The 18,758-nt window shown below is 61.0% G+C and carries 14 protein-coding genes; 5 read left to right on the top strand and 9 right to left on the bottom strand.

Annotated elements, in window-relative coordinates; translation table 11 throughout:
* Positions 1-35 precede the first annotated feature (35 nt).
* The 8 genes from AC1D10_RS00935 to AC1D10_RS00900 form a co-directional block, all read right to left on the bottom strand.
* Positions 36-224, bottom strand: a complete 189-nt coding sequence (locus AC1D10_RS00935; RefSeq protein ID WP_477268284.1) for a glutathione S-transferase family protein — start codon at positions 222-224, stop codon at positions 36-38.
* Positions 225-395: 171 nt separating this feature from the next.
* Positions 396-1,349, bottom strand: a complete 954-nt coding sequence (locus AC1D10_RS00930; RefSeq protein ID WP_477268282.1) for a diguanylate cyclase — start codon at positions 1,347-1,349, stop codon at positions 396-398.
* 64 nt (positions 1,350-1,413) lie between these two features.
* The gene (gene cheB / locus AC1D10_RS00925; RefSeq protein ID WP_477268280.1) at positions 1,414-2,433 is read right to left on the bottom strand and encodes a chemotaxis-specific protein-glutamate methyltransferase CheB; all 1,020 of its coding nucleotides are present in this window, start codon (positions 2,431-2,433) and stop codon (positions 1,414-1,416) included.
* A gap of 22 nt (positions 2,434-2,455) precedes the next feature.
* Positions 2,456-4,729, bottom strand: coding sequence for a hybrid sensor histidine kinase/response regulator (locus AC1D10_RS00920; protein ID WP_477268278.1), 2,274 nt, complete (start codon positions 4,727-4,729; stop codon positions 2,456-2,458).
* The gene (locus AC1D10_RS00915; protein ID WP_477268276.1) at positions 4,726-5,430 is read right to left on the bottom strand and encodes a chemotaxis protein CheW; all 705 of its coding nucleotides are present in this window, start codon (positions 5,428-5,430) and stop codon (positions 4,726-4,728) included. The genes AC1D10_RS00920 and AC1D10_RS00915 overlap by 4 nt, the downstream gene beginning before the upstream one ends.
* Positions 5,430-6,671: a CheR family methyltransferase gene (locus tag AC1D10_RS00910; protein WP_477268274.1), complete on the bottom strand. Its 1,242-nt coding sequence runs from the start codon at positions 6,669-6,671 to the stop codon at positions 5,430-5,432. Before AC1D10_RS00910 ends, AC1D10_RS00915 begins: the two co-directional genes overlap by 1 nt.
* The gene (locus AC1D10_RS00905) at positions 6,668-7,135 is read right to left on the bottom strand and encodes a chemotaxis protein CheW (protein WP_477268272.1); all 468 of its coding nucleotides are present in this window, start codon (positions 7,133-7,135) and stop codon (positions 6,668-6,670) included. The genes AC1D10_RS00910 and AC1D10_RS00905 overlap by 4 nt, the downstream gene beginning before the upstream one ends.
* 23 nt (positions 7,136-7,158) lie before the next feature.
* Positions 7,159-8,796: a methyl-accepting chemotaxis protein gene (locus AC1D10_RS00900; RefSeq protein WP_477268270.1), complete on the bottom strand. Its 1,638-nt coding sequence runs from the start codon at positions 8,794-8,796 to the stop codon at positions 7,159-7,161.
* 394 nt (positions 8,797-9,190) lie between these two features.
* Here AC1D10_RS00900 and AC1D10_RS00895 point away from each other — a divergent pair, with 394 nt between their 5' ends.
* Positions 9,191-12,565 (top strand): adenylate/guanylate cyclase domain-containing protein, encoded by a 3,375-nt coding sequence (locus AC1D10_RS00895; protein ID WP_477268268.1) that lies wholly within the window; start codon positions 9,191-9,193, stop codon positions 12,563-12,565.
* 257 nt (positions 12,566-12,822) lie between these two features.
* On the opposite strand, the gene AC1D10_RS00890 is transcribed toward AC1D10_RS00895, so the two are convergent.
* Entirely contained in the window at positions 12,823-14,226 is a 1,404-nt protein-coding gene (locus AC1D10_RS00890) for an MATE family efflux transporter (protein WP_477268266.1), read from the bottom strand.
* A 273-nt stretch (positions 14,227-14,499) separates the two neighbouring features.
* Between AC1D10_RS00890 and AC1D10_RS00885 the strand changes: the two genes are divergently transcribed.
* The 4 genes from AC1D10_RS00885 (at position 14,500) to AC1D10_RS00870 (ending at position 18,751) form a co-directional block, all read left to right on the top strand.
* Entirely contained in the window at positions 14,500-15,417 is a 918-nt protein-coding gene (locus tag AC1D10_RS00885; RefSeq protein WP_477268264.1) for an AraC family transcriptional regulator, read from the top strand.
* A 240-nt stretch (positions 15,418-15,657) separates the two neighbouring features.
* Positions 15,658-16,929 (top strand): ABC transporter substrate-binding protein, encoded by a 1,272-nt coding sequence (locus tag AC1D10_RS00880; protein WP_477268262.1) that lies wholly within the window; start codon positions 15,658-15,660, stop codon positions 16,927-16,929.
* A gap of 146 nt (positions 16,930-17,075) precedes the next feature.
* A complete protein-coding gene (locus AC1D10_RS00875; protein WP_477268260.1) occupies positions 17,076-17,942 on the top strand; it encodes a carbohydrate ABC transporter permease in 867 nt (288 codons plus the stop codon).
* The gene (locus tag AC1D10_RS00870; RefSeq protein ID WP_477268258.1) at positions 17,939-18,751 is read left to right on the top strand and encodes a carbohydrate ABC transporter permease; all 813 of its coding nucleotides are present in this window, start codon (positions 17,939-17,941) and stop codon (positions 18,749-18,751) included. The genes AC1D10_RS00875 and AC1D10_RS00870 overlap by 4 nt, the downstream gene beginning before the upstream one ends.
* The last annotated feature ends 7 nt before the right edge of the window (positions 18,752-18,758 follow it).

The raw sequence follows: 18,758 nt of genomic DNA, 5'->3' as shown, positions 1-18,758 counted from the left end.
GAGTTCGATCTCCAGCCGCAAAGTGAGCGAGCTGGTCAACATAGGCCTTCCTGAAGGCCGGGCGCGCCCAGGCCCGTTGGCCCGTTCAATGTATGCTCGGAATTGTTCGGATAACCCGGTATGTCGGCGGCCAGCGTTTCGCGCAGCACGTCTGCCATCATGATGTCGGCGACAGCGAAGCGTCCTGCCGCTATCCATTCACGGCCTTGCAATAGAGCTTCCATGGCCCAACCGTTTGCCTAACCAGTGGGCAAGCCCGTTGTCCGGCTCCTTAGATCGGCCGAGGAAAGCCCCCGATCTTCGAATGGTTACTCGTACGTGACAATCGAGTGTCGCCTCCTCGCAGGCCCAACTTGGCCTCAGATCACGCACCGCACTTCGGAATTGCCTTAAGCCTAGCTGCGGGACATATGAAGCGCCACACGATTTCGTCCTTCCGATTTGGCACGAAACAGTGCCAAATCGGCGGCATTGACGAAATCGTTTGGCGTCTCGTTCTCGTTGGGCACCGTTGTTGCGACGCCAACGCTGATGGTCACGCGATCCGGGCCGTGGGGTATGTTCAACTCCCGCACGCTCTGGACGAGCCGCTCTGCGATCGCACTGGATTGTTCCAGTAAAGTGTCGACCAGCACGATGACGAACTCTTCGCCTCCGTACCGCGCAGCGAGGTCGGTGGAGCGGCCGGAACCGCTCTGGATTACGCGGGCGATTTGCTTGAGCACCTCGTCGCCGGCCATATGGCCATAGGTATCGTTGTATCGTTTGAAGTTGTCGGCATCGATCATCAACAGCGACAATGGGGACTGTGCGCGAAAAGCGCGTTTCCATTCAGCCGCCAGATATTCGTCAAAATAGCGCCTGTTGCCGAGACCCGTCAGGCCATCGATCCGGGTCAGACGTTCAAGCTCGAGATTTGCACTGATCAGCTGTCGCTGGCTTTCCCTTAGCGCTCGGTATGCCGCGTCTCGCTGGACGTGATCCAGATAGGCCCGCGTGTGATATCGAATACGTGCGATCAACTCGATACGATCCGGCAGTTTGACGAGATAGTCGTTCGCTCCCGCAGCGAAGGCTTCGCCCTTGGTGGCTGGATCTTCCTTGCTCGACAGCACAATGACTGGGACCGCGCGTGTCGACGCATGCTTCCTGTATTCTCGCACCAGATGCAGCCCATCGACCCCGGGCATGACGAGATCCTGCAGGATAACGGTTGGCTTTACCTCATCCGCGACCGTCATCGCTCTCAACGGGTCGGTGCAGAAGTGTAAGGAAATATCGGGCTCGTTGGCTAGAGCGCGCCTGACCGCCTCGCAAACCATGATCTGATCATCGATGAGCAGAACCATGGATGAATAGTTATCTGCGAGTGGCGGGACCAGCTCTGGTTCTTGCGTCATCGGACGTGCCCTTTCACGTGGAGCGCTCGCAGGCTTCGATTATACGTGAGCCGATCGCACTCAAAGGAAGAATATCAACAGCCGCGCCGATGTCAGCGGCGGCCTTCGGCATGCCATAGACGGCACTGGTTGCTCTATCCTGCGCGATTGTGAAATGCCCCTTGTCGCGGAGCTGTCTCAGCCCGCGCGCACCATCCCTGCCCATGCCTGTGAGCAGAATACCAATCACCGAGCCAGGCCACCATTGCGCCGCACTTTCGAAGAACACATCTACGGACGGCCGATAAACATTGTCCTTGGGGCTGGGCGTATAGCCAAGTTGCTGAGCTGACTTGAAAACCAGATGATCCGCAGAACTGGCGACGAGAACGGTGCCCGCTTGAGGACTATCCCTTTCCCGCGCCGGACGGATCGGGAGAGGCGTATGCTGCCCGAGCCAATCAACAAGGCCTGGAACGAACTGAGCATCGAGATGCTGGACGAGCACGATCGCGCCGCCAAAATCAACGGGAAACGCGCTCAGGACTGCGGCAACGGCAGCCGGCCCGCCCGCGGAGGCACCGATTGCAATCAGGCGTCGAGGTGTCGGCTCAGCCGCACGTGACATCCGCCTTTTTGCCTTGGTCGGCGCATCACCGATCAGCTTGCCGATCGTTGCTATCTTGTTCGTCAAAAGCCGAGCGGATTGCGAGGACGCGTTACCTTCGATGCCCACTGACGGAATATCGACTGCGTCAAGCGCGCCATGACCCATTGCTTCGTAGACGCCGGCGAGGTTGGCTTCGATACTGGCGGTCACCAGCAAGATCGAGCACGGGGTTTCCGCCATGATTCTGCGGGTCGCTTCCACGCCGTCCATTTCTGGCATTGCTAGATCCATGAGTATCAGATCCGGCAGATCACGTCTGCAGACCTCGACCGCCTCACGCCCATTGGTCGCGATCCATGCGACCTCATGTTCGCCGGTCGACAGGACCAGTCGACGCAGAAGTTCAACCGCCATCGGCATGTCGTTGACTACGCCGATTCTCATTCGTTGGCTTCCGATTTCGATCTCATTCAGCCGCCTCGCCGATCATGTCCACGACGGCATGGATCAGGGCCTCGTCCTGAAAGCTACTCTTGGTCAGATAATAGTCCGCACCTGCGTCGAGCCCGCGCGCGCGATCTTCTTCCCGATCCTTGTATGAAACGATCATGATGGGTGTGTTCTTGAGATGAGCGTCCTTTCTGATCAAACTCACCAGCTCAATGCCATCCATGCGAGGCATGTCGATGTCGGTGACGACGAGATCGAAAGGACCAGACCGGACGGCATTCCACCCGTCCATACCGTCGACCGCCACTTCGACCTCATAACCGTAATTGCCCAGCATCTTGCGCTGGAGTTCGCGAACCGTCAGTGAATCGTCAATCACGAGCACGCGCTTGCGCCTGCTCGCTTCGGGACCGCCCGCGGCGCGCCGAAGAGCTCGAAATCCGCTGGACGACGCAAGCTTTTCCACCGATCGGATCAGATCGTCGACGTCGAAGATCAGAACAGGCGAACCGTCTTCCATCAGGGCTGCTGCGCTGATGTCCTTGATCTTGGCAAACCGTGGATCGAGAGGTCTGATCACCAACTCGCGTTCCCCGAGAAAACGGTCAACGATCAGGCCGTACGCATCGCCCCGACCCGCATCCACGACGACGACCGAGAGTTCGTTCGGTTCCGATCCGGGCTCACCTCGATCCAGCACCTCGCGCGCGGTGACCAGCCCGATCTGTCGATCGTTCAATCGAAAATGCGGCCGGCCCTGCAGGAGATCGATCTGCGTCCGCTGCAGTTTCAAAGTCTTGGAAATGGCAGCGAGTGGAAAAGCATAGGGCTCTCCATCGACATCGACGAGCAGCGTGCGCAGGACCGACAACGTCAGCGGCAGTTGCAGTTGAAATCGGGTTCCGTGCCCAAATTCTGAGGAGACGCTTGCGACTCCCCGGACTTCCTTCGTCATGGCTTGCACTGCATCGAGCCCCACACCGCGACCGGAGATGTCGGTAAGGCCCGATTTCATCGAAAAGCCCGGCAGAAACAGGAATGCGAGCAATTCGGTTTCGCTGAGTGTGTCAACACTTTCCCTGGTTGCAAGCTGCCGGGCGACGACAGTCTCGCGCAGCTTCGGGAGCTCGATCCCCCTGCCGTCGTCCACCACGGCTATCTGCAGCAGCCCGGCATTATGCCTCGCTTCGAGCCTGATGAGCCCCTCTTCGGGTTTCCCCATCGCGAGGCGCTCCTCGGGCGGTTCAAGCCCATGGTCTACAGCGTTGCGAAGAAGATGCCCCAAAGGGGCATCGAGCTGCTCGAGGATATCGCGGTCGATGCCGGTCGAGCCGCCTACGATCTCCAGTCGCACCCGCTTGCCAAGGGTACGACCGAGGTCGCGGATCGTTCTCGCATAGTGTCGCACGCCGTCCTCAAAAGGCCGCATCCGGCTCGCCAACGTTTCGTCGTACAATCTGTTGGCAAGATCGGTCGCTTTCCGATCCACTGAATCCAATTCATCGAGACGCTCCGCCAGGAACGCTTGGCTCAACCGAAGCTTTCGCTGCGCTTCAGCCAGCGCCTCCACCACCGCCGCATCGTTTGAAACCGGCGGCAGCACTGCATGAAGATTGTCGAACGCACTTGCGAGGTCCGATTGAAGTCGCTTCAGCCGTAGCAGCCCGTCAGCGAATGGCCTGAGCCGCCGAGCTTCCATCAGCGACTCACCAGCCAACCCGAGCAATCGGTTCAGGCTGTCTGCCGTCACCCGAACCATTCTATCAGAGCCGATGCTGCCGTGGGCTTGCGGTACCGCCCCAACGAGGAGGTTCGCTGAAGAGGTCGTCGCCAGTTGCTCCTGGGCATGATCTGGAGTTGCGAAATCAGCTGCAGAATCTTGGGGCCCGGGCTTTGCCTCGGGGAGGGACAATTCCTCGAACTTCGCGAGAAAGGTTTCGACTTCAGAGTTGGCGCTCTCGCTCGATGATCCCGATGCGATCAATTTCAAAAGGTCAGAGCCTTGCAGAAGCGCATCTATATGCTCCCGTCGCACCCTCAGATGCCCACGTTGCGCGGCGACCAGGCAGTCTTCCATCGCATTTGCAACTTTGACCGCGGGCATCAGGTCGATGATGCGGGCAGCTCCTTTCAGGGAATGCGCGGCACGCATGCATGCTTCCAGGGCATCGGCGGCGATAGGATCGCGTTCGAGTGCCAAAAGCCCAGAGGTTAGAGCCTGTGACTGCGTCTCCAGTTCGGCCTGGAAGAGGCTGAGCATCGAAACCTGGCTGAAGTCTTCATCTGTCATGCGATGCTCCGATCCAGCATCGTGAGCAGTTGTCGTGGATCGAGACAGCCAACGGCTCGTCCCTGCCACGGCAGCACGGCAACCGTAACGGCCGACAGTGCCTTGCCAATCATGGCCGGAACAGCGAGAGTGTCGCGTTCCCGGTACCGATGTAAGCCGTGGATCTCATCAACCGTAAAAGCAACCCGCTTGTCGCGCTCGCCTACCACGACTAGGCGGCGAAATACCTTGGTTCGTGTGCCTTGTTCCCCCTCCTTGCGCTCGTCTATCCCGAGCAATTCGGCCAGGGACAGGCAAATGAGCAATTCACCACGGACATTCGCAATACCGAGCAGTGCACTGTTCCTGCGATGTGGAACTGAATGAACGCGACGAGATTCAGCCACTTCATGAAAAATACCGACCGGAAGTGCCAGCCATTCCTCCCCCAAACGGAAGAGAACGGCCGTCTGCAGCGCGTCGCTGTCTGCCGACTCGATCCCTGCACGACCAGCGTTATCAGGCCATTCGTCGCGATATGCCGAGGGCGCTGCACGGTCAAGGAGGCGTCGTGCAATCTTCTTGTAGGTCGGGCAATTCCGGCAGTGGAGATGCTGCTCCAGTAGCGGACATGACTTGTCACCCCGTACGCCTATTTGCCGCCAGCAGTCGTCGATTTCAATCTCCTCCACCGGCTGAGCGATCCTTGTCGAAGCCGCCATCAGCTGCCGCTCCTTTTCTGGACCCGACCCAGCCGGCCGGCCAGCGCCTCGGCGCCGTTATGGTCGCCTTGCTTGCTAAGCAGCAAGGCCAGATGGACAAGAGCTTCTCGATGATTTGGCGCGAGATAGAGCGCCTTGCGATAACTTTGCGCGGCTTCGGGTGCAGAACCATCCGCATCCTGGACGAGGCCCAGCAGGTAGAAGATTTCCGCGGAAGGACCGAACTCCTTGAGATGCGCCAGGGCGACCTCCTGTGCCTCCTTTACCCGTCCTGCATTGGCGATCCGTTCAACCGCGATGAGGCTTTCCGAGGCCTGTGCAAGCGGCTTGGCCGGAGCCTGCCCACGGCCTTCATTGCCAATTGTCGGTCGGAACGGAAGAAGAGACTCGCTCTTGTTGACCTTCGGGGTTGGCGTCCGCACCGGGACGGCGGCCGAAACTTTCGGCGCCGTGGTCTTGACGGGCTCCGATTTCAGAAAGGCAAAGGCCAATGGCCATTCAGCGGAAATAAAGCCATGCAACCTTGGAAGAGCTGCTTCCGCCGGACCGACCAGAAGAAGTCCGTCTTTGGCCAGCAGGTCCTTCGTGCAGATCAATGCGCGATCCTGCAGCTCTCGATTGAAATAGATCAGCAAATTGCGGCAAAGCAGGATGTCATAGACCTCTTGCCCGAAAGACGCGCGAGAACCGAACAGGTTTCCTACCCTGAACCGAACCTGTTTCAGCACCCCAGCAATAGGCCGCAACCCGCCATCGGCCGCTTCGAAATAGCGATCCTTGAATTCGAGATGGCTGCCGCGAAACGAATTGCGCCCATAGATGGCGCGTTCAGCCGTCGCGATATTGCGGCTGCTGACGTCCACGCCATCGATCTTGAACTCGTGCGCCTCAAAGCCGGCATCGAACATGGCCATGGCGACCGAATAAGCCTCTTCGCCGGTTGAACATGGCAGGCTCAGGACTCTTATCGGCTGAGCAGGCTTGTGCACGCGCGCATGCCGCGCCAGCATCGTGAACGCTTCTCGGTCGCGAAAGAACCAGGTCTCTGGGATCACCACCGCATTGATCAGCTCCTGCAGCTCCTGCGAGGAACCGGTCAAGTGTTCCCTATAGGCCTGAGGGTTGGTTATCCGGCATGCTGCCATCCGGTCTCTGACCGCCTGACGAACCACTGTCGGACCAACGCTGGCACTGTCCAGTCCAATGGTTTCCGTCAGGAGCTTTTCTATTGCGCCGGTCATTGATCACCTACTGCGGCCTGGCGGAGCAAAGCGGTACGAATCTCTTCCGAAAGCAGCGCTTCCACTTTGACCCACTGAATGATCTCCGAACCATCGGAAGCCACCGGCCCAAGATAGGGCGGGGTTCCTGGTTCAAGTCCGAACGGCGCGAAATCGGCCGGGTCTCGCTCGAGCGTATCCGTCACCCGTTCCGCGATCAGCCCCAGCAGGCGTTGCTCGCCATCATGCGCCGGATAGCGCGTCACAACGATCCGGGTGCTCAATAGGCGCTCCGAGGGTCGGCCAAGCGCAAGAAGAGTAACATCGATCAGGGGGATGGGTATTCCGTTATAGCCGACCAAACCCACCACACCAGTTGGCGCACCCGGAAGAACTTTCACATCGATATAGGGCAGAACCTCTTCAATTTGGTGGACATCGATCAAGTAGCGATCCGGACCCATGCTGAAGGCGAGGAATAGCATTGTCACCTCCTACTGCCGGCTCGCTATGCTCGCAGCTTGAACCTCGAAATGCTACTTCGCATGCCGCCTGAGACTTGATTGAGCTCGTCGATCGCGAGCGTCGATTGCTGAAGGGATTCGACTGTTTGCTGAGCTGCCTCGCTTAGCTGGGTTAGCGTGTCGCTGATCTGCCCCGCGCCGGTCGCCTGTGCTTGCATGCCTTCATTGGCGACTTCGAAACGTGGCACCAGCCCCTGAACCTGCTGAATGATCTCGAAGAGTTGCCCGCCGACCTGCTGGATTTCTTGCATACCCCGGCGGACCTGCTCGGAAAACTTGTCCATGCCCATCACCCCGGCCGCGACTGCCGACTGGATGTCCTTGACCATCTGCTCGATATCGTAGGTGGAGACAGCCGTCTGGTCCGCGAGCCTTCGGATTTCCGTCGCCACCACTGCAAAACCCCGGCCATATTGGCCTGCCTTCTCCGCCTCGATGGAAGCGTTGAGCGACAACAGATTCGTCTGATCCGCGACTTTGGTTATGGTCGTCACCACCTGATTGATGCTGCCGGCTTTCTCACTCAAGATCGCGAGTTTGGAATTGATCGCGCCGGCCGCTTCCATGACCTGCTGCATGGTTTCTTCCATACGAGTCAGCCCCGCTTGCCCTCCGCCGGCGACGGCAGCCGTTTGTTCGGCAACTGTGGAGACCTCGTTCATCGTGCGGACCAGCTCGTTTGATGTGGCGGAGATTTCCTTGGCTGTCGCGCGGATTTCTGTTGTGGTCGCTGCGATTTCAGTCGCAGTTGCCTGCTGTTGCTTGGATGTGGCGGCGATCTCAGTTATCGACGTGCCGACCTGTATGCTGGACCTTTGAACCTGACCAATGAGGGTTGTGAGATCGTCCGCCATTGCGTTGAAGCCGTCGGCAAGCACGCTGAATTCGTCTCGGCGCCTAAGATCGAGGCGTTCGCTGAAGTCGCCTTGCCGCATCAATTGAACCGCGTCGACCAAACGGGTGAGCGGACCTGTAATGGCGCGAAACAGCTGGTAACCCAAAAGAAGGGCTAGCCCGAGGGCTATCAACAAGCCAACGCTCAGACCGACTTCGGCCGTTCTAACGATCGAGCTGATCCGCTGCGTCGCGCTGTTTGCCTCGCCTCTGTGATCCTCAACCATGGCCTGCAGAGCGGACTGCAATTTTACAAAGATCGGCTCTACGGTGTTCTTGATGGCCGGCCTTTCATTGGGAGTTTCACCTTTCGACAAGGCAGCCCGGCTTGTGTCCAGCACAGCAGTTTCAGCCAGACGAAATTGGTTGGCGAGTTCTTTGACGACTGCATAATTCTGCTTGTCGATGTCGGAGACGATTGTTGCTTCATAGTCGTCCATCGACCGCTGCACTTGGTCGCGATTGGTCGTGATCGCGCTTTCAAGCGTGCTTCTATCCGACGGGTTGTCCTGAAGGGCATATTCCTGAAGCAGACTATGGGCCGTCATCTGGCCCATCATGATCTCGGTGCTGTGATAGAGGTCTGGAAGGATGCCCTTCTCGACCTCAGTCGCCTCCTGCCCCGCCTGAAGAAACCAGGCGTACGCGATGACGGCGATCACGGACATGACCACCAGAACGGCCGCGAAACTGACGAGGATGCGGTGGCGTATTGTCAGACTCTTCATGGAACCGGTTCACCAATTGGGGGCATCGTGAGCTGCGCGACAAGCGCTCGTTCCGACGTATTCGAAAAAGGTGCGTCGAAAAGCGGTAGTCTGATACTGAATGGTTTCTTTTCCGTTCCATCGCTAATGATGGCGAGGCGGCTCGCCAATCAGCGCCGCCAGAAGCGGTGGTCATCCACGCACATCAGCCCGACATCGGCTGGGGTGGCACGCCGCGTCAGGAGGAGCGTGGATGAGCTACTTGAGGCCACGAGTTGAATGACTGCTTAGGCCAGCTCGATGCCCGAAAGCCGACCTCCCGCTTGCGGCCCAAACAGGCCATTCAAAACCCGGTCCTAGACAGGCTGTCTCCCCTGGTGGATCATAGGTGGCTAGGCAAGCCAGGGGCGCCGCCATGGACGTCGGAGGTTGGCTGCGGAGGCTTGGCCTCGAACAGTATGAGGCCTCCTTCCGCGAGAACAAAATCGACGACACGGTCCTGCCGAGGTTGACGGCTGAGGACTTGAAGGATCTTGGTGTCGGATTTGTCGGGCATCGTCGCAAGCTGCTCGACGCCATCGCAGCCTTGCGTGCTCAAGCAAGCGTACCAACGCCGCTGTTAACCGATGCGCCTCTGGCAATCGACAACGCCGCGAAGGACACCGCCGAGCGCCGCCAGGTTACCGTGATGTTCTCGGACCTTGTCGGCTCGACAGCACTTTCCGCGCGAATGGACCCTGAGGATTTGCGTGAGGTGATTGCGGCCTATCAGAAGTGCGTTGCCGAGGGCGTGCGTCAGTTTGGCGGGTTTGTGGCCAAATACATGGGCGACGGCGTGCTGGTGTATTTTGGCTATCCAAAGGCGCATGAGGACGACGCAGAGCGAGCCGTGCGCGCGGGGCTGGCGGTCATTGATTCGATCGCAAGGCTCGCGACCCCGGCACAAGGGCCCCTTGCGGTACGTGTCGGCATCGCAACGGGGCTGGTGGTGGTGGGCGATCTCATCGGCGAAGGAGCGGCGCAGGAGGAAGCGGTGGTCGGCGAGTCGCCGAACCTAGCGGCGCGGCTGCAAGCTTTGGCGGCGCCTGGCGAGATCGTGATCCCGCTCGCGACGCGCCAACTGCTCGGCGGGCTGTTCGAACTCGTAGACCTGGGTCTGCACGACCTGAAAGGGTTCGACGCCCCAATCCGTGCGTGGCGCGTGCTTCGCGAGAGTGCCGTCGAGACCCGCTTCGAAGCGCGCGCGACGAACGGCCTCGCCCCCACAGTCGGGCGCGAGCACGAGTTTGCTCTGCTCGCGCAGCTCTGGAGCAAGGCCGCGTCCGGCGAGGGGCAGGTGGTCCTGCTCTCCGGTGAGCCCGGCATTGGCAAGTCGCACGTGATTCAGGCGCTTCGCGAGCGCCTGCGGGACCGACCGCATGTCCGCATCCGCTGCCAGTGCTCGCCGTTCCACGCAAATAGCGCCCTTCGCCCGTCGATTGTCCAACTCACCCGCGCGGCCGGCTTCCAGCCAGACGATTCGCCGAGCGTAAAACTCGACAAGCTGGAGCGCCTCTTGGCGCGGTCCACAGACAAGCTCCGCGACGTCGCCCCTTTGTTGTCGGCGTTTCTTTCGCTCCCGGTAGGCAGCCGCTACGCACCCCTGAACCTCAGCCCTCAGCGCCAGAAGGAGCTGACCCTCGAGGCTCTGGTCCGGCAGCTTATTGGCTTGGCGGCCCGCCAGCCCGTGTTGATCGTTTTTGAGGATATCCACTGGATTGATCCAACTTCGCTGGAGCTTCTCGACCGATTGGTCCAGCAGATCCCCCGCCTTGCAGTATTGGCGATCTTCAGTTTCCGCCCTGAGTTCGAGCCGCGGTGGATCGGCCACCCGCGGGTCACCTCGCTCACGCTGAACCGCTTAAGTCGCCGGCAGGGCGCGACCCTGGTGGAGCGATTGACCGGGGGCAAGGCGCTGCCGGGCGGGTTGCTCGAGCAGATGGTGGCCAAGACAGACGGCGTGCCCCTGTTCCTCGAGGAGGTGACCAAGGCCGTAATGGAATCCGACGTGCTGACCGATGAAGGCGACCGCTACGTACTCTCCGGTCCGCTGCCACCGCTGGCGATCCCTGCAACCCTGCAGGATTCTCTGCTGGCGCGGCTCGATCGGCTAACGACGCCAGCGCGGGAGGTCGCGCAGATTGGCGCCGCCATCGGCCGCGAATTCTCTTATGAGCTGCTGGCGGCGGTGGCGCAGCGCGAGGAACGGGAACTGCAGGGCGCCCTCGACCAACTAATCAGCGCCGAACTCGTGATCGCGCGCGGTCGGCCGCCGCACGCGACGTGCATTTTCAAGCATGCACTGGTGGGGGATGCCGCTTATGCCACCTTGCTGCGCAGTCGCCGCCAGCAGTTGCACACCCGGATCGCCCACGCGCTCGAGCAGCATTTCGGCGAGGTCGTCGAACACGAGCCCGAGATCGTGGCTCAGCACTATACGGCTGCCGGCCTCCTTCTTCAGGCCATCAGCTATTGGCAGCGCGCGGGAGAGAGCGCCAACGACCGTTCGGCCAACGATGAGGCCCAGAGCCATCTGCAGAAAGCGCTGAACTTGATCGAAACGCTCCCTGCGGGCCCGGAGCGCCAGCGGCGCGAGCTCGCAGCGCTAACGGTGCTGGGCCGCGTGCTCACCGCCAAGAATGGCTACGCAAATGCCGAGGTCGAGCGGGTATATTCTCGCGCACGCCGCCTTTGCGAGGTGATGCCAGAAGATGCGGATGTCTTCCCGGTTCTGCTCGGCCTGGCCATCTACTCGGCCACGCGCGCCGAACTCACGTCCGCGCACGAGCTGAGCGGACGGCTTCTCGACCTTGCCCTGCACAGTAACGATCCCGTGTGGGTGGTCGAAGCCCACTATGCTCGGGGAATCAGCTTTTCTTGGCGCGGCGACTTCGGGGAGGCACGGAAACATTTAGAGCTGGCCTCCGAAGCGTATCGCCCACAGCAACATCGAGCTCATCTTGCGCTCTACGGCCAGGATCCCGGACCGATTTGCCTATGTCGCGGGTCAGTGGTGCTTTGGCACCTCGGCTACCCCGACCAGGCGCTGTCCCGGATGGAAGACGCTCTTGTCTTGGCCGAGCGATTGGCGCACCCCTTCAGCCGCGCTTACGTGCTGATATGGGCAGCCTGGTTACGACTATTCCGACGCGAGGTGGCCGAAGCCGAGGACCGGATCGACCGTGCGCTCACGTTCGCGACCGAGCAGGCGTATCCCTTTTGGGCTGCCATGGCCGCCCAGCAGAAGGGATGGCTCTCGGCGAAGCAGGGCCAAAAGGAGCGAGCGATCGCCCAGATTGAGGATAGCCTGGGCCGGATGCAGGCCGTCGGAACGCAAGTGACGCAGGCGTACACGATGGGCTTCCTTGGGGAGGTGCTCGGGAGTGTCAATCGCGCGTCGGACGGCGTGCGCCTGATCGATCGGGCTCTCGACCAGGTGAATCGGACCGGCGAGTTGTGGTGCGATGCCGAATTGCTGCGGCTCCGAGGTGCCATATATGCTGCTGCGGAACCAAGCGATTGGCACGAGGCTGAAATCTCGTTCCGCCAGGCGATCGAACGGTCTCGTGAGCAAGGTGCCAAATCCTGGGAGCTCCGCGCCACCACATCGCTTGCGCGCCTTTTGGTTGAACAGGGCAAGCGCGCGGAGGCGCATGACCTGCTCGCGCCGACCTACGGCTGGTTCACCGAGGGCTTCGACACGCTCGATTTGAAAGAGGCTAAGACCTTGCTCGACAAGCTGGGGGCATGATGACGCACATGCCAGCAATGCAATGTCCGGGCCTGGCGCAAAACAGCCGCCGATGAGCTGGGCGCGAAGGTCGGCTTTTCAATTCAATCATCCCAAAAGCGGATGTTCCGCTTCCGGCCGATATGGGACGTTCAAGGCCTCGGAGCCACGTGTCTGCTCACGGTACCTTGTGGAGTTTCGCGGCAGTTCTGAAGGCACCGTCTAATGAGTCACAGTATTAGGACATAACGCCCGCCGAACCGACGGCCGTTTTGCCTTCAACCCCCAAACACCAGCGGCGGCGCCAGGCGATCCCGGCGCAGCCAGCGCGCCAGCAGCAGCGCCGCCACCACGGCCAGTCCCGACGACAGCCCGATCCAGATGCCGACGCCATGGAAGCCGAAATGGAAGGCAAGCAGCACGCCGAGCGGCAGGCCGACGCCCCAATAGCCGATCGCGGCGTAGATCATCGGCACCTTGGTGTCGTGCAGGCCGCGCAGCATGCCGGCGGCAACCGCCTGCGCGCCGTCGAAGATCTGGAACAGGGCGGCAAAGACCAGGAACGACACGGCAAGCGCGATCACCCTGGCATTGGCCGGGTTGTTGAGATCGATGAAGGCGCTGATCAGCAGATGCGGCCACAGGATCATCACCAGCCCCATCAGCGCCATGAACGAGACGCCGATGACGAAGGCGGTCCAGCCGGCGCGGGAAACGCCCTCCGGATTGCCGGCGCCATGCGCCAGGCCGACGCGCACCGTCACCGCCTGGTTGAGGCCAAGCGGCACCATGAAGCTGATCGAGGCGATCTGGATGGCGATCGCATGCGCGGCCAGCGAATCCGCGTCGATCAGGCCCATCAGCAGCGCCGCCGCATTGAAGATCGTCACCTCGAAGGCGAGGAGGCCGGCAATCGGCAGGCCGAGCCGCAGCAGGCCCCCGAAGCGCGGCCAGTCGGCGCGCCAGAAGCGCCCGAACAGATGGTAGCGCCGGAACTTCTTCTCCAGCATAACAACGACAGCCATGCCGACGAACATCAGCGTGCTCGACAGCGAAGTGGCGAGGCCGGAACCGGCAATGCCCATCGAGCGGACGCCGAGATTGCCGAACATGAACACCCAGTTGAAGAAGACGTTGCAGGCGACAGCGACGAAGACGATGACCAGCGCCCAGCCCGGCCGCTCCAGCGCCGAGATGAACGAACGCAGCACGATATAGCCATAGAACGGCAGCACCGCCCATTCGAGCCAGCGCAGATAGATGCCGGCCTGATGTGCCAGCACGGGGTCCTGACCCATCGCCAGCAGAATGGCCTCGCCATGCCAAAGCACCAGCCAGATCGGGATCGAGATCAAGATCGCCAGCCACAGGCCCTGGCGCACGGTGCGGCGCAGGTCACGCACCGAATGGCGGCGGCGGCCAAGCTCGGTGGCAATCATCGGCGATGTCGCCAGCATCAGCCCGAGCCCGAAGATCAGCGGCATGAAATAGAGGTTGGCGCCAAGCGCGCCGCTGGCCAGCGTATCCGGTCCGAGCCGACCCATCATCATGACGTCGGTGGCCGTCATCGCGGTCTGGCCGAGATTGGTCAGCACCATCGGCCAGGCGAGCGCCAGCGTCGCCCTGATTTCCTGACGCCAAAGATTTTCCGGCGCGTGAGCGCCGGCTTCGATCGCAGACATTGTTCCGCTCTTTCCAGGTGCGGCACGTCGGGATCGAGCCGGAAGCCGCTTTTCAAACGGCAAAACCTTCGGTTTCGCGGCGTTTGCGCCAGCTTTTGTACGAAACGCGACATGAAGGCAAGAGACGAGGGGCGGGAACAGATTGAGCCAGTGGAACGCCGGGACCAACCGGTGCCTGCCGTTGAGGTCCATTTCACATCAGGCCAATGGGCTGCTACGGATTGTCCGGACGACAACGCGCATGACAGATCCCACGTTTTTCCAGGAGACAGGATGCAATTCAGGCGCAGAAAAAACACGGCTGCAATCCCGCGGACGGCGCCGTCCTTCGAACACATTGTCACCGAGGTGAGCGACAGTTTCTTGTGGCGGCTCGACGACTACCCATGGGAGCGCAATGTCTGGAACTTCCATCCCGAGTACGAGATCCACCTGCTGCGAAAATCCTCCGGCGTGGCGCTGGTCGGCGATCACATCGGCGAATTCGCGCCGGGCTACCTCTCAATCGTCGGTGGTGGCCTGCCGCACGATTGGGTCACCGCGGTGCAGCCAGGCGAACTGATCGAAGGCCGCGACATTGTCCTGCAATTCGATGCGCAGAGGCTGCGCGGATCGGCAGGCCTGCTGCCGGAACTGCGCGAACTGGAACCGTTCCTGGAACGATCGCTGCGCGGAATGGTCTTTCATGGCCAGACCGCACGCGATGGCGCCGAACTGATGGAGAGGATGGGTGAGGTTAGCGGGCTAAGCAGGTTCTGTCTGTTCCTACACCTCGTCGATCTTCTCGCGAGGACCGACGAATACGAATTGCTGTCGTCGCCGGATTTTTCGCCGGTACTCGATGCCGCCTCGCTGGACATCATCCAACGCACGCTGACCTACCTGTTCCAGCATTTCGCCGAAGACCTGAAGCTGCCGGAGGTGGCGGAACTCGCCGGAATGACGGAGAGCACATTCTCGCGTTTCTTCCAGAAGAACACCGGCAACAGCTTCAGCGATCACCTTGCCAAGCTCAGGCTCTGGCAGGCCTGCAAGTTGCTGGCGGACACCGACATTCCGATCACCGACATCTGTTTCCAGGTCGGCTACATGAACATCTCGAACTTCAACCGGGCCTTCATGCGCAAGCATCGGATGACGCCGTCGTCCTATCGCCGGCTGTCTCGGCAGCGGCTGACATTGCGCGCATAGCGCACCACAGCTCGCCGCTTCGAACCCAATCGATACTCATGTGACAGGCTCCGTAAACGGATGCCGGTTTTTGCAACGCACAATGCATAAAAGTACAGGTCTGCTGCAACGGGGCTTCTAGCATGGCCCGCTGCAACTCCGCATTTTGGCGATGGGTGGCATGTCACTCGGGCGATGGTGAGGATCGCGCAACCCGAGGACTTAGGCTTCCCGCGAAGTGTCCCTGGAGGAGAAAAGATCATGAAACCAATCCGGCTTGCTGCCAGCCTTGGCGCAGCTTTTATGCTTTCCACTGCCGTTTCCACCATTGCTCTGGCGCAGGCGCCGGTCTGCTCGGCGCCGGTAAAGGTGCTGGCGCAGCCGCGCGACGGGCTGACGCTTCTGGAGGACTCCAAGGACGAGTTCCAGAAGCTTGCCGGCGCCAGCTTCCAGATCGACTACCTGAACGAGAATGACCGCCGGGCAAAATCGCGCGCTGATGCGTCCACCGTCGGCAACTACAATGTCTACTATGTCGACGAGGCCAACGTCGCCCTGTTTGCGTCGTCGAAATGGATCGTACCGCTCACCGACTATTATCCGGCGGACTACGACTACGCCGATTTCGACCCGGGCCGGCAGAAGGTCGCGACCTATGACGGCAAGGTCTGGTTTGCGCCGCTGACTGGCGGCGGTGACCTGATGGTCTACCGCAAGGATGTCCTGGAGGCGGCCGGACTCCAGCCACCCAAGACGCTGGACGAGCTGATCGCCGACGTGCCGAAGCTGACCAATCCGGACAAGGGCATGTACGGCATTGCCTTGCGCGGCGCACGCGGTTCGGGCGCCAATGTCTGGCGTTGGATGCCCTTCTTCAAGGCCTATGGCGGCCAGTGGTTCGACGGCGACAAGCCGGCCTTCAATTCGGACGCCGCCGTCAAGGCGACCGAGACCTATCTGAAGCTGTTCAAGGATTCGGCACCCGGCACGCAGACCGGCAGCTGGGATGAATCGACCGGCGCCTTCCTGTCGGGCCAGGTCGCCATCCTCGTCGAATCGACGCCGCTATCGGGCATGGCGGTCGATCCCAAGACCTCGCAGGTGGTCGGCAAGATCGGCTTCCTGCCGCCGCCGGCGCCGCTCACGGGTGGTGGCTACGGCCACGGCCTTGCCATCGCCGCGAAGGCCAATGCCGACGACGCCTCGAAGAAATGCGCCGGCCTGTTCATCGCCTGGGCAACATCGAAGGAAAACGAGAAGCGCCGGCTCGATGCCCACCAGTTCGGTGAGTTGAACCGCACCAGCATCCTGTCCAGCAAGGAATTCGCCGATATCTACGGCGCCGATCTCGGCCAGGCACTGGCCGACACAGGCAAGGTCACGGCGGTCAACTTCTGGCAGGATCCGCGCTGGCCGGACCTCGGCGACCGCTGGGGCATCATCCTCGAGGAACTGGTCACCGGCACCCGCACCGACATCAAGGGTGGCCTCAATGAACTTGAAGCCTACGCCAACGAGTTGGTGAAGAAGTAGCAACCTCCCTCTTGCGGCGCACGGCCCGCGGCATTCGAGCGAATGCCGGGACCTGTGCGTCGCAGGAAGGCCTGCCGCCGCTTGAAGCATCTCCGTGCGGGAGTTCAGCCATGTCCAAACATTCGAGACGCAGCGAGGCCTGACCGATGGCGCGACGCTCATCCTTGCCGGTAACCTTCATCGTGCCGACGCTCGTCATTCTTTTGATCCTGTCGATGGTGCCGACGCTCTACGCGATCGTCATCGCCCTGCAGAACCGCGAGCTGAGTTCCACGACCTATTCCTATGTCTGGTTCTCGAATTTCTATGACCTGTTCTTCGACCGCCGCTTTCTCAATGCCGTCTGGGTGTCGGTGAAATGGGAGATCGTCACCGTCGTCGCGACCATGGCCGTGGCCATCGGGTTGGGTGTGCTGATGTTCGAGGTCGCGTCGCCGCGCCTGCGCAACATCTATTGCCTGCTGTTCATCATCCCGGTCCTGCTGCCGCGTGTCTCGGCGGCCTTCGTCTGGAAGTTCGCCTACCATCCGCTCTACGGCATCGCCACCTACCCCTATCGGCTGCTGACCGGCGGGCTGATCCTCGACCCGCTGTCCAAGCCGGCGACGGCGTTGTTTGCCGTCGCCTCGGTCGATGTCTGGCAGTGGGGCCTGTTCTTCGCCGTCATCGTGCTGAAGCTCCTGGAAACGCTGCCGCCACAGCCGATCGAGGCGGCGCGGCTCGACCATGCCAAGCGCTGGCAGATCCACGCCTATGTTACCTTGCCGATGCTGAAGGCGCCGCTGGTCAGCCTGATGTTCGTCAAGATGATCGAGTCGCTGCGCTCCTTCGACCTGATCTATGTGATGACCCGTGGCGGTCCGGGCGTGGCGACCGAAACGCTCGACATGTATGCGTTTTCACAAGGCTTCATCGAGTCCGGCAAGGTGTCCTATGCCTCGGCGATGGCCGTGTTGATGATGATCGCCACCGTCATCACCTTCACCATGCTGTGGAAGCGGGTGCAGGCATGAGACCCGGCCGCCTGATCGGCAAGGCCGTACTGGCATTTGCCGGCTTCATGGCGGTGTTTCCGCTGCTGTGGACGGCGCTCAATTCGCTGAAGAACAATGTCGACATCATCACCCGCGTTCCGCGTCTGGTGTTCACGCCGACACTTGCCAACATCAGCTACATCATCGGCCGCGACAGCGTCATGACCGGCCTCTACAACTCGGTCATCGCCTGTGGCGTCGCGGTGCTGATCGGCGTGGTGCTCGGCCTGCCTGCCGCCTATTCGGTCGCCCGCTATCCCAACCGCTGGGCAGGCGACATCCAGTTCTTCGTGCTGTCGCTGCGCTTCCTGCCGCCGGTGGCGGTGGCCATTCCGCTGATGGTGATCTGGCTGCAGCTCGGGCTCTACGATACGCTGGCGGCACTGATCGTCACCTATTCGCTGCTCACCATCTCGGTGATCATGTGGCTGGCCATCCCCGCTTTCCAGAGCGTGCCGAAGGAGGTCGAGGAAGCCGCCTTCGTCGACGGCTACGGCGCCTATTCGGTGTTCTGGCGGATCGCGCTGCCGGTCGCGGCCCGTTCGCTGATCGGGGCGGTCGCCTTCAGCTTCGTGCTGGTGTGGAACGAGTTCCTGATCGCGCTGATGCTGTCCAGCTCCAACGCCAAGACCTTGCCGATCGTCGCCTCGGAACTGTCCCAGCAAGGCATGAACGTGCCGTGGGGAATCCTGAACGCTTCGGTCGTGCTTTTGTCGCTGCCGCCATTGCTGTTCCTCGGCGTTCTCAGCGGCTTCCTGAATTCCGTTTTCCGGCAAAAAAAGACTTGAAGCGAGG

This window comes from Mesorhizobium sp. P2_A8 (assembly GCF_056404935.1).
The sequence above is the reverse complement of the archived record's forward strand: the minus strand, read 5'-3'. Positions and strand labels throughout refer to the sequence as shown.